14 protein-coding genes and 1 riboswitch are annotated in these 18,380 nt (G+C 42.9%); of the genes, 3 read left to right on the top strand and 11 right to left on the bottom strand.

Annotated elements, in window-relative coordinates:
- Nucleotides 1–85: 85 nt before the first annotated feature.
- The 9 genes from ACXAH2_RS10010 to ACXAH2_RS10050 form a co-directional block, all read right to left on the bottom strand.
- Nucleotides 86–1,063, bottom strand: coding sequence for a hypothetical protein (locus ACXAH2_RS10010; RefSeq protein WP_475078249.1), 978 nt, complete (start codon nt 1,061–1,063; stop codon nt 86–88).
- 158 nt (nt 1,064–1,221) lie between these two features.
- Nucleotides 1,222–1,653 (bottom strand): acyl-CoA thioesterase, encoded by a 432-nt coding sequence (locus ACXAH2_RS10015; RefSeq protein WP_475078250.1) that lies wholly within the window; start codon nt 1,651–1,653, stop codon nt 1,222–1,224.
- Between the two features lie 39 nt (nt 1,654–1,692).
- Entirely contained in the window at nt 1,693–3,732 is a 2,040-nt protein-coding gene (locus ACXAH2_RS10020; RefSeq protein WP_475078251.1) for an EAL domain-containing protein, read from the bottom strand.
- Nucleotides 3,733–3,864: 132 nt separating this feature from the next.
- The gene (locus ACXAH2_RS10025; RefSeq protein WP_475078252.1) at nt 3,865–5,124 is read right to left on the bottom strand and encodes a sirohydrochlorin chelatase; all 1,260 of its coding nucleotides are present in this window, start codon (nt 5,122–5,124) and stop codon (nt 3,865–3,867) included.
- A 98-nt stretch (nt 5,125–5,222) separates the two neighbouring features.
- Nucleotides 5,223–9,056, bottom strand: a complete 3,834-nt coding sequence (cobN, locus tag ACXAH2_RS10030) for a cobaltochelatase subunit CobN (RefSeq protein WP_475078253.1) — start codon at nt 9,054–9,056, stop codon at nt 5,223–5,225.
- A 12-nt stretch (nt 9,057–9,068) separates the two neighbouring features.
- Complete coding sequence (gene cobW, locus ACXAH2_RS10035) at nt 9,069–10,148, bottom strand: cobalamin biosynthesis protein CobW (protein ID WP_475078254.1); 1,080 nt, start codon at nt 10,146–10,148, stop codon at nt 9,069–9,071.
- Nucleotides 10,149–10,151: 3 nt separating this feature from the next.
- Nucleotides 10,152–10,931, bottom strand: coding sequence for a precorrin-4 C(11)-methyltransferase (gene cobM, locus ACXAH2_RS10040; protein ID WP_475078256.1), 780 nt, complete (start codon nt 10,929–10,931; stop codon nt 10,152–10,154).
- 14 nt (nt 10,932–10,945) lie between these two features.
- Complete coding sequence (cobJ, locus tag ACXAH2_RS10045; RefSeq protein ID WP_475078258.1) at nt 10,946–11,722, bottom strand: precorrin-3B C(17)-methyltransferase; 777 nt, start codon at nt 11,720–11,722, stop codon at nt 10,946–10,948.
- A 118-nt stretch (nt 11,723–11,840) separates the two neighbouring features.
- Nucleotides 11,841–12,200: an MliC family protein gene (locus tag ACXAH2_RS10050; RefSeq protein ID WP_475078260.1), complete on the bottom strand. Its 360-nt coding sequence runs from the start codon at nt 12,198–12,200 to the stop codon at nt 11,841–11,843.
- A gap of 219 nt (nt 12,201–12,419) precedes the next feature.
- A riboswitch (FMN riboswitch) is annotated at nt 12,420–12,563 on the top strand.
- 122 nt (nt 12,564–12,685) lie between these two features.
- Here ACXAH2_RS10050 and ACXAH2_RS10055 point away from each other — a divergent pair.
- Nucleotides 12,686–13,177: a 6,7-dimethyl-8-ribityllumazine synthase gene (locus ACXAH2_RS10055; RefSeq protein WP_475078262.1), complete on the top strand. Its 492-nt coding sequence runs from the start codon at nt 12,686–12,688 to the stop codon at nt 13,175–13,177.
- 58 nt (nt 13,178–13,235) lie between these two features.
- Here ACXAH2_RS10055 and ACXAH2_RS10060 read toward each other — a convergent pair whose 3' ends face one another.
- On the bottom strand, nt 13,236–13,592 hold the full coding sequence (locus ACXAH2_RS10060; RefSeq protein ID WP_475078263.1) for a DUF1304 domain-containing protein: 357 nt from the start codon (nt 13,590–13,592) through the stop codon (nt 13,236–13,238).
- A 35-nt stretch (nt 13,593–13,627) separates the two neighbouring features.
- Nucleotides 13,628–13,777: a pleiotropic regulatory protein RsmS gene (gene rsmS, locus ACXAH2_RS10065; RefSeq protein ID WP_475078264.1), complete on the bottom strand. Its 150-nt coding sequence runs from the start codon at nt 13,775–13,777 to the stop codon at nt 13,628–13,630.
- Between the two features lie 188 nt (nt 13,778–13,965).
- Here rsmS and ACXAH2_RS10070 point away from each other — a divergent pair, with 188 nt between their 5' ends.
- Both ACXAH2_RS10070 and ACXAH2_RS10075 read left to right on the top strand, forming a co-directional pair.
- Entirely contained in the window at nt 13,966–15,942 is a 1,977-nt protein-coding gene (locus ACXAH2_RS10070; protein WP_475078265.1) for a methyl-accepting chemotaxis protein, read from the top strand.
- Between the two features lie 404 nt (nt 15,943–16,346).
- A complete protein-coding gene (locus ACXAH2_RS10075) occupies nt 16,347–17,987 on the top strand; it encodes a methyl-accepting chemotaxis protein (protein ID WP_475078266.1) in 1,641 nt (546 codons plus the stop codon).
- Nucleotides 17,988–18,380 lie beyond the last annotated feature (393 nt).

An 18,380-nucleotide genomic window follows, 5' to 3' on the forward strand; every position in this document is an offset into this window, starting at 1 on the left:
AGCCAACACATAACCAAATCAAGATACTACCCTTTACAGAAAATAATAAACCAAGTCATGATCAGTAATGGATAAAGCAATCCGTCTATTTCACGTCATATCTAAGTAACACTTCATTATCCAATACAAGATTGGTTGACCAAATGAAATGGGCATCTGCGCCACTGAACTTTTCAATGAAGTTCATGTAAGACCTTTTGTTGTCTACACCAACTTGTTCTTCAGAATATTCCGTTGCTTGAGGCCATGAGGTTGAATTAAACCCTTTATTCATCCATTCACTTGGAATTTGCCAGTGAGCGGCATAAGCATTCTCACCATTATTTGTACCCAATAAAGTACAAGTATCAGATAAGCGCTTGCCATCCACTTCCGTTAAACAGGTTAAATCATAGATAGGAGCGGTATAATAGGTTTGTGCCTGCCAGTCTGAACTGGTCACTACACCATCGCTAAAGCTCGCAATAAAGCCGCCATCTCCTGGATAATATCTCTTGCCACGATTGTATTCTGTGCCCAGACCTAAGTTTTCTTCCCAATCAATCACTTTTACAGCAATAGTGTAAGGTTTATTCACTTTGAACTTTACGACACTAGAATTAAACGGCGTGAAGGGTACAGAATCTACTCCGATAAGCTGACCATTAATGTATAACTCAAAATAATTATCAGCAAAAATATAGCCAGTAATCTCTTCGCCATCAGCATCAATGACAATAACAGGCAGCGAAGCTTGGTCTATTTCCGCCATGCTTCGAGGCGTAATATTGGCACATTCTTCATACAAATCGACTGCTTTTGTCGCTGTGCTAAAGTGATTTTGAGCGGGAACAGTCCAAGCTCTCCCGTCGGAGTCGACGACTTCTCCCATGCCAGCCACACGACTTCTACCATTCGCACATTCAAAAAGATTCGCTACTATCGTCTTTGCAAAACCTTGAGAAATACCAGCTGAACCTTTGTAATCACCTAAGCTACTACCAGCCGTCAATTCTGCTGAAGGTGAACATCCTGCAAGCAATAATAGAAGAGATGGAAGGGTTATCATTTGACGATTCATCATGAACATAAAACCTCCCCATCCCCAGTTTAAGTACCTTTTATTAGTAATAACCCACACTGTAACCCTGCTTCGAGCATCAAAACGTATGAAAGTTCAAATTCACAGTTTTTGTACCTGTAGATCACTAATATTTTTCTAACTTCGCCAATTTAACTTAATTAAAATTCTTCGAAACCATGATTAACATAATCTGGCAAATCTTCTTCGTTGGGAATCGGGGTCGATTTACCAGAATCATCAATCGCCACAAACTTAAACATACCGTCGGTGACTTTTTCTCTGTGGCCAATACGGCCTCGTCTAACCCAAGCCTCTACATGGATATTCATAGAAGTCCGACCCACAGACATAACTCGTGTATACACACCTAGTATGTCACCCACTTTCACTGGGCGAATGAAGCTCATTCCATCTAAGGCAACAGTGACAACACGAGATTGTGCTCTTTGCCCTGCACAAATCCCTGCTGCTATATCCATTTGCGACACCACCCAACCACCAAAAATATCTCCTGCTGGATTGGTATCGCCTGGCATAGCAACCGTTCTGGTGGTTAAACGACCTTTGGTTTTGGCTTCTGACTCAGACATGCATTCCCCTCTTAGTTACTGCTTTGGAAGCTATTCACATTAAAAGCAAACTTCCCTATTTTCTACCTTTTCATTTAACTTGGCTAATTCCACAAGACTGATCGGCTTAGATATGTAATAGCCCTGAACGAGATCACAACGTTTACTCACCAATTTATCAAATATGCTCTTAGTCTCCACTCCTTCCGCAACGACGTGATAATCATATGAGCTGGCAATAGAGACTAATGAATCAACTATCACGTCATAGCCATGACGTCCTTCCATGCCGCCAATGAAACTCCTATCAATTTTAATTTCATCCACTGGAAAATTCAGCAACTGCTGAAAGGAAGTGTAACCCGTACCAAAATCATCCAGAGATAAACGACAACCTAGAGCCCTCAAATCATTGATGGTATTAACGCACACTGCGTCCACATCGATTAAGAAGGTTTCGGTGATTTCCAAACAAATGCGCTGATAAGACACCCCAGTAGGTTCAACGATTTCTTTAAAACGATCCACAAAAGAGGTATCCAAGAGTTCTTGTGAAGAAATATTGATGGAAATGATAAAGTCATCATCAAAACCAGAGCTGGCAATATCATTCAACGCCATGCTTATTACCATAAAATCAATATCACGAATCAATCCTTTTTCCTCCGCGACGGATATGTAAACTTCCGGTGACATCTTCTTTAGATCACCAAAATCACATCGTAGAAGCGCCTCAACACCAACTATTTTTTGCTTCGAGGCACTGAAGATCGGCATGTACAAAAGGTAAAAGGCATTTTCATTCAGTGCTGAGCGAACCTGCCTTTCGATGGCAGATTTCTTTTCTGCCAGCAGGCTGATTTCATTGCTAAAAAACTGAATGAGTTGATCCTTGTGCAAAGTTGACTGACTGGCAATATCTGTACGCTCAATCACCACTTTAGAATTAAAGGGTGCATTCTTTTCAATGGATGCTCCCACTTTAATGTCTAAACGTAACTCCCCTAATCCAGCCACATTCACAGGAGTCACAAAGGTATTAATAAAGCGCTCTTCTTCCTTACTGGACAAGGCTTTACGGCGACGAATAAAAACCAATTCATCATGATTGATACGGGCCGATACATAAAAAAAGCTGCGATAGAAAACATAGTTTTTGAGTATTATTTCTCGCAAAACAAAATGCGACATAGTCGTGCCAAAGTTACGTACTAGATTGTTCCAGTTAAGAATTTTGACTTTGTAGAGAATGACATCTTGGCCAATTATTCTTTGGTATTTTTCTTCAAAACCATTCATATTCAAGAGTTTTGAATGAGGTTCAATAAAGGCCTTAGATTTGATTTTCTTAGCTTCTTTGTATCGGAAAATAGAGTAAATTAAGAGACAAAAAACCAACCAAGAATAGAAAAGCATCATGTATAGGGTATCTTTAAAAACGTAAACCCCCATTACTTCTAGTCCATCTACAGTCAGTTCATATTCTGCGCCATCTTGTAAAGGTAACTTGTGAATAAAAAATTCAATACTGTGAACGGAACTTAAATCAACATAAGAAAGATCAAATGGAATATTGTGCATGTCTTCCCACCAAGTCTCGACTTTAAAGCGAGACAAAGGTACTTGGGTGTAACCATTGTGATCAAGACGAACCGCATGAAATTTATAGTCTCGAACATAATCAACAGCCTCTTTAGTTTCATCAAGATAGCTTTTGACAAACACTCTGACACGTCCATCATAATTTTCAGCCGTTGAATGAGTTGAAATATTAAAAGCAATGGATTGATAGGTATCTAAAGGAAAGCCTTTACCATCCTGTTTTGGCAAAACAAACACCAAGCCACACAGATTATTGTGCGGCTGTTGTCGAGGACGACAGGTTACCTGATAGCCTTTTTGCAAAGCGGTTAAAGAAGAGTTTTGACCTGACGGCAAAATTCGTTCGAAAGTGTCTACGCTTGGTGCCATCAAGTGTACTTTTTTTACATTCCAATCTGAATTCACAAAGATCAAAGACGTAATACTGAATACAACCAGTAACAAAAAGGTAAAGCTGAAAAAACCTCTAAGTGTGAGAAGTTTTTTAATATCATGCATTCTTTTTACCACTATGGCCCCAACAAATTAGCTAATGGAGAATCACTATATAGGATTTATTAAGAAAAAAAAGCCAATCTTAAGATTGGCTTAATTTAAAACAAAATAAAAAAATCTCGTTAAAAATATTTTTTATTTATGAGCCAGTGCTGTTTTACTGCAGTCACCATCTATTCTGTTGCGCTCTTCATCTAAAATATCTTGTGTAAACTGTCCCATAAAGCAACAACAAATCCCCTCACCTATCATGGTTCGTGGTCCCATCGGATGGCCAATGTGCTTATAAACACCATGAGAGTGACCGTGACCATGATGGTGACTATGGGAATGGCTGTGATCGTTACCATGATGATGACCATGTGAATGATCATGCGAATGACCATGTGAATGATCATGCGAATGACCATGTGAGTGGCTGTGATCATGAGAGTGGTTGTGATCATGCGAGTGATGATGTGAATGTCCGTGATGATGATCCGCTTGTGACAAACCTTGCGTGTCATCTTGTGGGTCAACAAATTCCGCATGATGGTGATGCACTTCCACTTCACCCGCAGCCAAACGGCGTTTAAAAGACCCCATTAGAGTTTCCTCACCTGCTTGCAGTTCACCCTGGCGAATTTCTTCCACACGGTTTACAAACGCATCGATCACACGTGGATGGTCGTTTAAATAAGGCGTTTGCACAAACTCGACTTCAGGATTGATTTGAGCAATGGTATCGACATAACCCTGAATGCGTTTGATTAATCGACCAGTGAAAAGGAAATATGGCGCAACCACAATACGTTTAAAACCAAGTTTCAGCAGTTTTTCTAAGCCCACGCCTACGGATGGATAAGTCACACCAGAATACACAGTATCGGCCCAGCCAAATCCCATATTTTCATTCACAATGCGTGTTAGCTTAGCCGCTTCCGCATTTGCCGAGGTGTCAGACGTGCCGCGCCCAACTACCACCAGCATGGTATCGTACAAATTCTCCGGTGGCTGTTCCGGATCCAAGCCTAACGACTCATAAATACGCGCTTGAAAAGCTTCGATCATGTCTTCTTGGAGACCTAACTCACGACCATAAGTCACCTTCAGTCCCATATGCTTTTCTTCGTAAGTGGTCAAAACCGATGGAATGTCATTTTTCGCATGGGTCGCCGCAAACAACATACCTGGTACAGCAAAAATTTCTTCCACACCTTGTTTAATCAGGCTGTCCAATCCCATGTGAATGTTGGGTGCAGAAAACTCCAAAAAGCCATATTCAACCGGCAGATCCGGATAGCGATCTTTTAGTCCTTTGGCCACTAAGCCAAACTCACGCTCAGCGTCTTTATCACGGCTACCGTGACCACAAATCATAATGCCTTGCTTTTTGGTTGGAGTGGTATTGCTCATTACTTCTCTCTTTTTCATTAATCTCGATTGCTATCTTCTGCCCAAGATAACCCTCATTTTTTGTTCTCAATGCTGATGTTCTAGATACAAGATTACACTTATTGTGTTTGTTCTTGTTGCTGATCTAAATCCAACAATAAAGACTGAATCGTTTCTTCATAACCTGTTGTGTCTTGCCACATTCCCCGCTGAATGGCTTCCAATAAACGCTCCGCCATTTCTTCTAAGGCATGAACATTATTATCGCGCATAAAAGCTTGATTGTCTGGATCTAACAATAACGCATCTGTGACTTGCTGGTATTGATAATCCGCAATGAAATCTGTAGTTGCATCATAGGCAAATAAGTAATCCACAGTGGCCGTCATCTCGAACGCGCCTTTGTAACCATGCTCTTGCATGGCTTTTATCCATTTCGGGTTTAATACTCGCGAGCGCACCACACGGTTCAACTCTTCTTTTAAGGTGCGAACTTTCGGCAAACTCGGGTTAGAATGGTCATTATGGTATACCTGTGGCGTCTGCCCACTAAATTGCGTGACCGCATTGGTCATGCCACCTTGGAATTGATAGTAGTCATCTGAATCCAAGATATCATGCTCGCGATTGTCTTGATTCTGCACCACTGCTTGCAAACGGGATAAGCGATCGACAAAAGCTTGCTTGGCCTCTACGCCATCCTGTTTGCCGCCATGATAAGCATATCCGCCCCAATTTACATAAGCTTCTGCCAAGTCACTGCGCTCGTCCCAGCAACGCTCATCGATTAGGCCTTGTAAGCCTGCCCCATAAGCTCCTGGCTTACTACCAAACACACGATAAGACGCTTGACGTTTGGCCTCTTCGACAGACAGCCCTTGTGATAATAAGGCTTCTTCTCGCTGCTGAATGTTTTGACGAATCACATTGCCCGTACCCGGTTCCTCAAATTCTGCTATGGTTTGCACGGCCGCATCGTAAAGTCGCATTACATTGGCGAACGCATCACGAAAAAAGCCAGAGACTCTTAATGTTACGTCCACGCGAGGTCGACCTAATTGCATACAAGGTACTACTTCGAAATCCGCCACCCGATTGGAACCCGGTGCCCAAATAGGTCGAACCCCCATTAATGCAAAAGCCTGAGCAATATCATCGCCTCCCGTGCGCATGGTGGCGGTTCCCCACACAGACAATCCAATCTCTTTTGGGTAATCACCCTGTTCCTGAAGATGACGTTGGATCAAGGCTTCGGCAGATTTTTGACCTATTGCCCAGGCGGCTGGCGATGGTATTGCACGATTGTCCACAGAAAAAAAGTTTCGCCCTGTCGGCAAGGTATCGAGCCGACCTCGAGTCGGTGCGCCGCTTGGACCCGGTGCCACAAAACCGCCCGCTAAACCGGTTAATAACGCTTGTATTTCCTGTTCTGCACTCGCATGCAAGGCCGACATAAGGCTGGTTTTAGCGTGCGCTAACAAAGCAGCCGTCAACGGCAACTCCTTGATGATTAAGTCTAGATCGTCCCCTTGTAGCAAGTGCCTGTCCACCAGCTTAACCGCCAGTAACTCCAAGCGCTCTTTGGTGTCTGCGTAGGTTCGCCAGTCACTCAGAGTCAACTCAGCTAACAAAGCAGGTTTGTGCGCTTGCCATGGCTGACGGCTCGTCTGCATTGGATCAAAATCCTCCACATTAATGCCTAAATCACTCACCAATGCATGTAGTAAACCGCGACTAGCATCATCATTCCCCCGTGGTAGACGTAACAAAGCCACTAGGGTATCAGCCAATTTCGAGGTGTCTGGTAACTCCCCTAAACGATGCAAACCATGACGAATTTGCGCTTCTTTGATTTCACACAAATAAGCGTCCAACCCTTCCAATACAGATTCATCGTCACTAGCATCAATGCCGGTTAACTCTTCGAGCAAATGACTTTGCGCAACTTTTTTGAGAATTTGCTCACGCAGCCAGGTTTCTCGGCGACCATCCATGCCCATGGCTTGATAATACTCATCCACTAGATTTTCCAATTCAGCCATGTCGCCATAGGTTTCTGCTCGCGTCATTGGTGGCATTAGATGATCGATAATAACAGCTTGAGTACGTCGCTTGGCCTGCGCGCCTTCGCCCGGATCATTGACAATAAAGGGATAGAAATGTGGCATGGTGCCAAGAGCGATATCCGGCCAACAAGCATTAGACAAAGCCGTACCTTTACCGGGTAACCATTCAGCGTTACCGTGTTTGCCCACATGCACTAACGCATCCACTTTATAGACGTGACGCAACCAAAAATAAAAAGCCAAATAACCGTGTGGCGGCACCAAATCTGGGTCATGATAATTCGCCACTAAATCCAGATTAAAGCCACGCGCTGGCTGAATACCGACAAAGGTTTCCCCAACGCGAATGCCCGCTAACATGATGCGATATTGACCGTTTTGCAGTCGACACTTATGGTCTTCTTCTGGCGGCCCCCAGCGATCCCAAACCGCTTGCTGACTTTCTAATGGTAGCTGGTAGAAGTAATGCAGATAGTCATCCAACGCCAAGCTTTGCCAGCAACCTCGTTCGTGTAAACGGTTGGGATTATTGGTCACAGCACCCAATAAAGCTTCAATCAATTCGTTACCCTGTTCAGGCACATTTTCAAGTGGATAGCCCTGCTGCTCCATGGCTTTAAGCAAGTTGACTGTCGATGCTGGCGTATCCAAGCCAACCCCATTACCAATGCGTCCGTCTTTGGTTGGATAATTGGCTAATACTAACGCAATGCGTTTTTGGGCATTCGGTTTGTTGGCAAGTTGGGCATACCTAGCCGCTAATTCTGCGACGAAACTGGCACGTTCACGATGCAATTCATAGCGCACCAAATCCACCTGTGCTGCGTCATGATAATGACTCAATGTCTTAAAACTGATGGCTCTCGTAATGACCCGACCGTCCATTTCTGGCAAGACGATCTGCATGGCCACATCGCGACTGCGCAAACCCTGTGTTTGTTGTTGCCAATCCTCTTCCGTACTGGCAGACAAAATCAGTTGCAATACGGGCAATGAGGCCGCAAAAGCCGAAGGAAACTCACTAGGATTGGAAGACAAATCTGGGCTGGCAGCTCGATTGGCAGCAAAGCCTGTGGTGTTTAGAATGACTTTGGCGTCACTTCGAGCAATCAGATCATCCAATTGCGCCACGCAGGCCTGATCTTTTAACGAGTTAACCGCCACTGCCAAAGGTGATAGACCTTGCTCGCTTAATAGTGCCAATAAGTCATCAAACATAGGCGTATTACCGCTTTGCAATAAAGATCGGTAAAACACCAGTAAGACAACGGGCTTATTCTTTGCTTGCGCAACATGGTCGACTTGCCATTGGGCAAAGCTAGCGATTTCACCAGCGTGATAAATCAAGGTATTGGGCAATGGCATTGGCTCTCGCCAAGCCACCTTTTGTTGGAAATAACGCGCACTGATGAAACGAAGACATTCAACGGCGTTATGCAATCCGCTTTCTCGCAGATAACGCCACACTCGTCGGTTGTCTTCAGCAGCCACATTCGATGCGTCAAGCAAACTAGGATCTTCAGCATCGTCCCCTGGCACTATGACCAACGTGCGACCAGGCTTAGCTCGGCTCCAATCTTGCAACTGTTGGAAACCATAAGGCCAGTAGTGCTCACCTCCTAACAGGGAAACCACCACCACTTTGGCATTTTCCAATACCTTATGTTCGTACAAATCATAAGCCGCAGGTTTCACCAACTGCATCCAATTGGCTAAACGCACACTGGGTAAATAGTTTTCACCTTGAATGTCATCTAACGCAGCGCCAAGGGCTCCTAAGACCGAATCCGCTGCGGCTAATATGACCAAGTCTGCTGGACTTTGCCCTAGATCAACAATGCCTTCATCATCGACAAAGCCACCTGGTTTGGCTGCTAATAAATGCACTTTTGGAACCTTTTAAGCACTCAAAGCGTCATTCAACGCCCCTTCAATGGTCTTTTTGTCAATGCCTTTACCAATGAAAACCAGCTGGGTCTGACGCACTTCTTCCGCCTGCCATAAGCGATCAAAGTAACGATCCAATCGACGACCTACCGCCTGAAACACCTGACGCATTGGCTTACCATGAACCGCTGCAAAACCTTTCACGCGGAAAATATTATGTCCCTCTATTAATTGTTCAAGCGCTTCTTGCAACAAGTCAGAAGACACTTCACCCAATTTCACCACAAAAGAATCAAAATGATCATGGGCATGTTCGTGATGTTCACCGTGAGCATGATGATGATCATGATGGTTATGTACTGCGTCAATACGCTCTTCTGAAGCGGCATCAATGCCTAATAGTTTATCCAAAGAAGCTTCACCGTTTTCGATATAAACGGTTTTCACAGTATTGGGTGCTTCTTTGGCTATCACTTGTTGCACTTTGACGCGCTCAGCATCGTCCAATAAATCATTTTTGCTGACCACCACTAAGTCCGCAGCACTCAACTGATCGTCCAATAACTCTTGCAAACTTGGATCATGGTCTAAACTATCATCCGCCAAACGCTGCGCTTGTACTTCCTCTTCATTGTGAGCAAAACGTCCAGCCGCAACGGCAGGACCGTCCACAACCGTGATCACAGCATCAACCGTACAATGTTCTTTGATACCCGGCCAGTTAAAGGCTTGCACTAGAGGCTTTGGTAAGGCTAAACCACTGGTCTCGATCAAGATGTGGTCAATATCGTCACGACGTGCGACTAACTGTTCCATCACGGGCAAAAACTCTTCTTCTACGGTGCAACAAATACAGCCGTTAGCCAGTTCATAAAAGCCTTCTTTGCTGCGCTGACCACCGCTTTGTTCGTCGTCGCAATCCAGCGGACAAGCACGTAATAAATCTGAGTCAATGTCTAACTCACCAAATTCATTCACGATAACAGCAATACGTTTGCCTGCCGCTTGTTTCAATACGTTAGAAAGTAAAGTCGTTTTACCGCTGCCCAAGAAGCCAGTCACTATGGTGGTAGGGATTTTATTTAGTTGCATGAGTTATCCTTTGTTCTTCTCAGTACGATGGATTTTGCGAAAAATGTGTGCCTGAGTTTTGTCGTATAAATAAGAGTCAGCAAAGTCATCTGTGTCTAGCACTTTACCCACTAAAATCAAACTGGTGCGAGTAAATTTCTTTGCTCTTACTTTTGCCACTATGTCAGCCAAAGTACCCGTCACGAAATCCTGATCAGGCCAACTGGTGCGATAGCACACTGCCACAGGGCAATCTTCCCCATAATGCGGAATCAGTTCTTCAACAATTTTATGAATGCGCGTAATACCAAGGTGAATCGCCAAGGTAGCGCCACTTTGTGCTAGAGCGGGAAGTCGCTCACGCTCAGGGAAAGGCGTTTTGCCCTCGTAGCGCGTCATAATGACGGTTTGCGATACACCGGATAAGGTCAGCTCTTTTTTCAATAAGGCGGCAGAAGCCGCCACGGCACTGACTCCAGGAATCACTTCATAGTCAATATTCAAAGTTTGCAAACGTCGAATCTGTTCACCAATGGCACCATATAAAGCGGGATCGCCTGACTGCAGTCGCGCCACGTCTTTGCCTTCTTTAGCAGCCTTTTCAATAACAGCAGTCGTCTCATCCAAGGTCATTTCTGCGCTGTCATAAATGGTTTCTGCTGTGCCTCTTACGCTATCGATGACTTGCTCTGGAATAAGCGAACCCGCATACAATATCACCTGACAGGAAGCGATGGTTTTCACCGCCTTTACTGTCATTAAATCTGGGTCACCTGGACCGGCACCAATAAAATAAACCGTCATTTAATGCCTCTTTATTAAAGCTTTTTAGAGTAGCCTCGTGGCGTGTAAATCCACTCTTTATCGCCATTCACTATGTGTTTGGTATCTGAATTGCCGACGCTTACCATGGTAAACATGTCCACATCTTTGGCATCTAACTCACCTAGGGTAATAAAACGAATCTCTTCTTCTGGACGAGTTAACTGACGACCTATCATCACTGGGGTACTTGCTGGACGATATTGCAACAAAACATCACGTGCATGATTAAGCTGCCAGTCTCGTTTTTTGGACACAGGGTTGTAAAAAGACACGACAAAGTCCCCAGCACCGCAGGCATGCAAGCGCTTATCTATGGTTTCCCAAGGGGTTAATAAGTCCGATAAAGAAATGGTACAAAAGTCGTGACCTAGCATGGCACCAACACGGCTTGCGCCAGCTTGCATAGCTGAAATGCCGGGAATCACTTCAATGTCTACCTTTAGCCATTCAGGATGCGACTCTTTGCCCTGTAATTGCTGATCCAGCAATTCAAAAACCAAGGTTGCCATGGCGTAGATACCAATGTCGCCGCTGGAAATCAGTGCCGTTGTTTTCCCTTCAGCGGCTAACGACAAAGCCAAGCGAGCGCGCCCTATTTCTTCTCCAAGGGGCAAATCATGGAAGGCTTTACCCTCACTCAATTCACCTAGTAAGTTAAGGTAATAGCCATAACCTACCCAGTCAGAACAAGCTGCCAGAGCACGGGTTGCATTAGGTGCGACCAAACCTAAGTCACCTGGTCCCATGCCCATCACAAATAATTTACTCATCTAATCTCTGATACTCAATAATTTACCAAAACGGCTTTATTGGCGGCTATTGTACACGGATTAATGAATTGACGGGATGAAAACACTGGCAATGAAAGTGAAGGATTCTCAGGCAAGATTAAGATTCTACTTTAACAAGGCGACAATTAACTTTATCACCCGCGTCCAGCTCCAACCTAGCGTCTTGATTATACGCCCAAAAAGACACAGATTTACCCAGGTAACTAACACCGGAAGCACTGACAGCTTGAGTTAAATAATAACTTTTTTCTTGCCATATTAATTCGGCTCGATTGCCATGAAAATAAGCGAGTAACTCGTCCTGCTCACAACGATAAATCACCAGATTGGTTTGATTTTCGATTTCAATGGAAACATCGTCAGACTGAGTGTGTGGATCGATATTGCTACAAGCAGTCAGGAAGGAACAAACAAGTATGGATAAACTTTTTGTCAAAGGACGTTGAGAAAATAACATAACAAAGACTCCATTCTTGTGTAAACCCAGTTGTTAAATATAAGGTATTTCCACTCTATGTGAAGTGAACGTAGTGGTCTAAAAAGTTAACTTTTGTTACCAATACGACATAAATGTGTCATTAGGTGACAAACCTCTGATAAGCCTAATAAATTTTCAAATAGACTTTGACAAGTCTTTCTTTCTACACGTATATTTTACAGATCGGAGATATTCCGATTTCGTTCTCGGGGCGGGGTGAAATTCCCCACCGGCGGTAAAGACTCAGTCTAAGCCCGCGAGCGCCTAATCAAATGATTAGGGTCAGCAGATCTGGTGTAACTCCAGAGCCGACGGTTATAGTCCGGATGATAGAGAGCGTGTCAGACAAAACCGCAACAGGTATCACCGCTTGGTGAAACCCTATTTTGGTATTCCGTGATTATTCGGTGTTTTTGCCTGCCCGTTCGCCCTGATTCACATTTCGCTTATATTAGGATACAAAAATGAATCAGAGCTCAACGAATCAATTTGATTTCAATCCAGCTAACAAACGCATTGCGATTCTTCATGCTGCTTGGCACGAAGAGATTGTGATGAACTGTGCCAACGCTTTTTGTGAAGAGTTGGTTGCACGTGGTTATAACAAAGATCTCATCGATCTTATTCCTGTGCCCGGCGCCTATGAAATTCCACTGCAAGCCAAGTTATTGGCAAAAAGTGGTCAATACGCAGCGATTGCCGGTACCGCTTTAGTGGTCGATGGTGGTATTTATCGTCACGACTTTGTCGCACAGACGGTATGCAGCGCGTTGATGCAAGTGCAATTAGAAACAGAAGTGCCTGTGCTAACAGCCGTGTTAACCCCGCACAACTTTCATGAACATGAAGAGCACAAGAACTACTTTAGCCGTCACTTTGTGAAAAAAGGCACTGAGTTAGCAAATGCTTGTGACCAAGCCATTCGCCTAACGGAAAGCGCCAAAGCACTAGCGTAATTATTTACGTAAAGGCTAAAACATCAGCGTCCCGCCTGTAAGGATGGGACGCTTCCCTTTACAGAAGAGTTACCGCCAGAAAACTAATGGCACTCGGCACTGCCTGAATAAAGAGAATCTTTTTGCTGGATGTCATACCACCGTAAAGACCCGCCACAAAAACACAAAGCAGAAAAAAGATCACGATAGACTGACCCGTTTCGCCTAGCCACAATCCCCATAACAAGCCAGCGCCTAAGAAGCCGTTGTATAAACCTTGATTCGCTGCTAACACCTTACTGGCCTCTGCAAACTCTTCGGTTAGGCCAAACGCTTTCCGCCCTTTTGAAGTAGTCCAACAAAACATTTCCAAATACAATATATAAAAGTGCAGCAAGGCCACGGCGGCCACCAAAGTCATTGTAATAATTGCCATATATCCTCCTTGCCAACAGGGTTCATTGGTACAAGTTATTCTTCTGTACTCAATTTATTTTCAAAGTCTTTCAAAACTAATCTTAATGCTTCAATTGCCACATCACGCGCTATTTGATTCGTTTCTAATAACTCAATTAAATCCACTGCCAATTTGACATGATCTGGGGCCTTCTCTAAACTCATTACTTTACTCGCTCTTTTTTTCTTAATCTAAAATCCCAGTAAAAATCTCAAACTTAGACAAACCTAGGCATGAATGGTCTAAAAAAATCCTTAAATTGGACCAATAGCCAGCAAGTTTAGCATGATATTTTTATGTATTAATTTTTGATTTCTAATTGAATTTTATTTCTTTGTAGATGGTGTTAATTATGAGTTTATCAGTAATCCAGAGGTTGTTAATTGGATTTGGCGTTCTATTGGCATTACTGATTCTCATAGCCGGAACCGGACTTGTTGGCCTAGCTAGCATGAAATCTCATTTAAATACGGTGACTGGGTATGTCGCCAACATTTCTGATGAAACCACACAACTAAGTGATCAATTATCATTAGCAGATATCGCTGTACTCAGCGCCCTAGTCACTAAATCAGAGCAAGCTCTAGACGCACCAGTTGAACGATATTCACAAGCTAAACAAGCCTTTATTATTCGTTTAACCAGCTTAGAAAAAACGGTAGATACTCAATCCGACATGCCCCAAATATTAGAAGACTTTCGCAATCGGTCAATGGAATTATTTAAAATCGCAGAGCAGTCTATTAGTACTCACAAACAATCTCTTGTATATAAACAGCAACTTCCAGATATGAAACTAAACTGGTTAGATACATTAAAGTTTGTTGCTGAAGATATTGCCGCTGTGAAAGAAGACGCCACATCAGGTGAGCAAGAGTTTGCTTTAACCTATGCAGACTCCCAAATGAAAACACTCTTGGATACTTCTTCAGATTATTTCAATATAATAGATTTAGAAGAATTAGATTTTATGCGTGATGTCATGGATAAAGGTTTAAATCGCATAAAAGACATATTACCCACGATTAACGACGAAGCAATATCAGAAGCCATCAATGAACTGCTTGCCAATTATTATGATGACAATGGCGTATTAGCAATACATTACAAGATCGGTTTGCTTGCGAAAGAATCAGAAACAGCAGCGGCAGACTTATTAGCTAAAATACAACAAATGAAAACCTTATCCAACTCACTTCAGCAACAAGTTGCTCAGGTGCGAAATCAGGCAAAAGATCAAGCATTTCAAGCATCAACCGTTGCCGTCAATATCACAGTGATCGCCGCAATATTATCTATTTTAATCGCTATCTTGATCATCACCTGGGTCAGTCGAAGCATCAAACGCCCTCTCGCTGAAGTGATGAAAGTATTAGGAATTGTCGCAAAAGGTGATTTTACTCAACGCATCAACTTAACCACTAAAGATGAATTTGGCGACCTTTCTGGTTGGGTGAATGATCTAATTAGCCACCTAAAAGAAGTTATTACAGAAGTCAGAGCAGCCTCGGATAAAGTTGGGCAAGCCTCCCACCAGACCAACAGCATTGCCAAATCTTCCCAGCAAATTATGCTTATTCAAAATGACAAAACTACTAGCGTAGCATCCGCCATGACACAAATGGCTGCAACCGTTCAACAAGTATCGAAAAATACCGAAGACAGTTTGGAGAAAATAGAAACAGTAGATGATTGGGCTAGACAAAGCTATGATAAAATGACGCATAACTTAAAAGAAATGTCCCAATTAGTCTCTCAACTTGAACATTCAGACGAATTGGTAAGTAAAGTTAGCAACCATTCTCAGAATATCGATCAAATTCTTATCGTGATTCAAGGTATCGCTGAACAAACCAATTTATTAGCATTAAATGCTGCTATTGAAGCCGCCCGCGCCGGTGAGCAAGGGAGAGGATTTGCGGTTGTTGCAGACGAAGTTCGAACCCTAGCCACCCGCACACATGAGTCAACAGAAGAAATTCAAACCGTTATCCAACAACTGCAGCAGGCGGTTACTCAAACCGTTAACAGCATGGAGAAATGTCGTCAAAACGCACATTCAAGTATGTCTGAAGCAACTGACGTTGGTAACAGTTTAGAGAAATTACGTAATATGATGTCTGAAATCAGAGATATAGGCCTGCAAATTGCTACAGCCACTGAAGAACAATCTCTGGTTGCACAGGATATCAACAAAAGCATTCACGATATTTCAGACAATACCAGCAATGCGGCATCAGAAGCCTTAAAAGGCCAGCAAAGCAGTCAACTCATGACAGAACTTGCAGAACAACAGGCACAGCTAGTTGGTCAATTTAGAACTCAATAGACACACAAATTATCGTCTGCCAATCTCTCTATAACTTAAATGTTCACTCAGACAGATGTGAATCTGGTATCGCTCTTCGATCAACCGCTTATAGCTCATGGTAATACTCTAGTCATTTGGCGACCTTAGAATACCGCTTGTAGGTAGTTGATCCCTCACCACCCACTCGATCATAAATAGTGCACTTTTTATCTGCATTTACGAACAATAAACAAAAGATCAAATAATCAAAATAGATTCTCATTACAACACCATAAAGATATTTAAAATGGCGATTTAATCTATCTGATCATGAAACATTAACCATTTTCAAAGGAATATTAAGTTTACAATTTTAAATTTAAAGTTACACTTGCTTACAATAATAGTTAATATGGAAAGCATCATTGAGCTGAAGGACCCTTATGTCATTCTTAGTACAAATATCAATTCGTAAACGTCTACTCATAGGATTTGGCTGTCTTCTTTTTCTTATGGTCATTCTCACCGGAATGGGTATCCAAAAAGTAAACTATATAGATCATACCCTTGCCGAAGTGACCGACATTAATTCCGTCAAACAACGCCATGCGATCAACTTTCGTGGTAGTGTCCATGACAGAGCAATTGCCATTCGTGATATCGCTATTGCTCCTTCTATAGATAGAATTAAGCAGTTTTCTGATGAAATTAAAGCGTTAGCAAATGATTATCAAAAATCGTATCAGGACATCAACCAAATGATCCTTAGTGGCGTAGTGTTTACCGATATAGAGCGACAAATATTAAATAAAATTGAAGACATTCATCGTCACACTCAACCTTTGATTGAACGTGCTATTGAAGAAAGAACAAATGGGCAAGATATCAGTGAATTAGTATTAAAAGAATTACGTCCTGCCTTTATCGACTGGCTAGCCAATATAAATCAATTTATTGATTACCAAGAACGAATCAACCAATCAGAAACCCCAAAAGCCAGAGCAGTAGCAGGTAACTTTCAGGAACTCATGCTCAGTTTCACCATAATTGCTATTATTATCAGCTGCTTAGTAGCCTTTTTAATAGAACGTAGCCTACACAAATCCCTTGGAGGAGAACCTCATGAAGCAGCGAACCTTTTATCTGAAATCGCTCAAGGCGACCTTACCATCCAAATCAACACCCCATACAACAAAAGCATTCTTGGCTCATTGGCCTTAATGCGTGATAAATTACAATCGACCGTAGAAAATATATTGCAAGCATCTTCTCGATTAACCAATCAATTAGACATTGTTTCCGATGGTTCAAACCATATTCTCAGTGCCGCCAATCAACAAGCGACATTAACCAATATGAGCCTAGATAAACTCGAAGGCATGCGTTCAAGTGTTAATACGGTTGCAGAAAAATCCTCTCGCACAGAGGAAAATTCAAGTACGACCGTCTCCTTTGCAAAACAGAGTCGGCAAGTCATCATTGAGAATGCTGAGGAGATGACCCATATCTCCAACATGGTTGATAAAACAGCTAAGCAAATCCATAAATTGGATCAATTGACCCAGGAGGTAAGTAGCATTACCAACATTATCAGTGATATATCAGATCAAACAAATCTACTGGCTTTAAATGCCGCTATTGAAGCGGCTCGTGCAGGTGAATCTGGCAGAGGCTTTGCTGTTGTTGCAGATGAAGTAAGACATTTAGCGAAACGTACCAATGATGCTACCACGCAAATAGACGTCACGCTTTCACAAATACAATCAGAGGTCAGAGAATTCGTCACAGCCATGGAAACGACGCAACCTCTTGTTGAGAATGGCCGCTCTCTGGCAGAGCAGGCTTCTCAGTTGCTGACAAACATAGAACAGCATGCTAGCGACTCCTTGTCACAAATCAGGGACGTCGTTCAAACAACCTTATCTCAGCAAGAATCCATCAATGATGTCGCCAATGTAATAGATCAACTTAACAACATGTCACAACAAACTATGTCATTACTTAAAACCAATGACACTGCTACAAACAAATTAAATAATCTAGCTGATGACTTAAAAACGGACATTGGCTTTTTTAAAGTCTAAATTGGATTTGCAAGATCATGGGGTAATGCGTGAGGCACGACCGCTATCAAACGAGGAGTAATTTGACTTTCCTACAGACGTAAAAAAGCCCTGACAGGACAACCTATCAGGGCTTCTTAATTTAAAGCTTGACGATGTTTATGCCCTTTGGGTACGACCTACTCTCACATGGGATCTCCCACACTACCATCGGCGATGGCGAGCGCCTGCGGCGTATAAAGAGCCACTTCTGTGTTCGGGATGGGATTAGATGGTTCACTCGGTAGAAAGCCACTTTACCTATCTTCATTCCAACTTTCCTACAGACGTAAAAAAGCCCTGACAGGTTATCCTATCAGGGCTTCTTATGTTTAAAGCTTGACGACGACCTACTCTCACATGGGATCTCCCACA

The sequence above is a fragment of the Marinomonas sp. ABL3_031 genome (assembly GCF_056161265.1).

What these genes read in the sequence shown, in the direction of transcription:
- ACXAH2_RS10010 (WP_475078249.1), bottom strand. Translation starts at nt 1,063, where the DNA reads ATGATGAATCGTCAAATGATAACCCTTCCATCTCTTCTATTATTGCTT.
- ACXAH2_RS10015 (WP_475078250.1), bottom strand. Translation starts at nt 1,653, where the DNA reads ATGTCTGAGTCAGAAGCCAAAACCAAAGGTCGTTTAACCACCAGAACG.
- ACXAH2_RS10020 (WP_475078251.1), bottom strand. Translation starts at nt 3,732, where the DNA reads ATGCATGATATTAAAAAACTTCTCACACTTAGAGGTTTTTTCAGCTTT.
- ACXAH2_RS10025 (WP_475078252.1), bottom strand. Translation starts at nt 5,124, where the DNA reads ATGAGCAATACCACTCCAACCAAAAAGCAAGGCATTATGATTTGTGGT.
- cobW (WP_475078254.1), bottom strand. Translation starts at nt 10,148, where the DNA reads ATGCAACTAAATAAAATCCCTACCACCATAGTGACTGGCTTCTTGGGC.
- cobM (WP_475078256.1), bottom strand. Translation starts at nt 10,931, where the DNA reads ATGACGGTTTATTTTATTGGTGCCGGTCCAGGTGACCCAGATTTAATG.
- cobJ (WP_475078258.1), bottom strand. Translation starts at nt 11,722, where the DNA reads ATGAGTAAATTATTTGTGATGGGCATGGGACCAGGTGACTTAGGTTTG.
- ACXAH2_RS10050 (WP_475078260.1), bottom strand. Translation starts at nt 12,200, where the DNA reads ATGTTATTTTCTCAACGTCCTTTGACAAAAAGTTTATCCATACTTGTT.
- ACXAH2_RS10055 (WP_475078262.1), top strand. Translation starts at nt 12,686, where the DNA reads ATGAATCAGAGCTCAACGAATCAATTTGATTTCAATCCAGCTAACAAA.
- ACXAH2_RS10060 (WP_475078263.1), bottom strand. Translation starts at nt 13,592, where the DNA reads ATGGCAATTATTACAATGACTTTGGTGGCCGCCGTGGCCTTGCTGCAC.
- rsmS (WP_475078264.1), bottom strand. Translation starts at nt 13,777, where the DNA reads ATGAGTTTAGAGAAGGCCCCAGATCATGTCAAATTGGCAGTGGATTTA.
- ACXAH2_RS10070 (WP_475078265.1), top strand. Translation starts at nt 13,966, where the DNA reads ATGAGTTTATCAGTAATCCAGAGGTTGTTAATTGGATTTGGCGTTCTA.
- ACXAH2_RS10075 (WP_475078266.1), top strand. Translation starts at nt 16,347, where the DNA reads ATGTCATTCTTAGTACAAATATCAATTCGTAAACGTCTACTCATAGGA.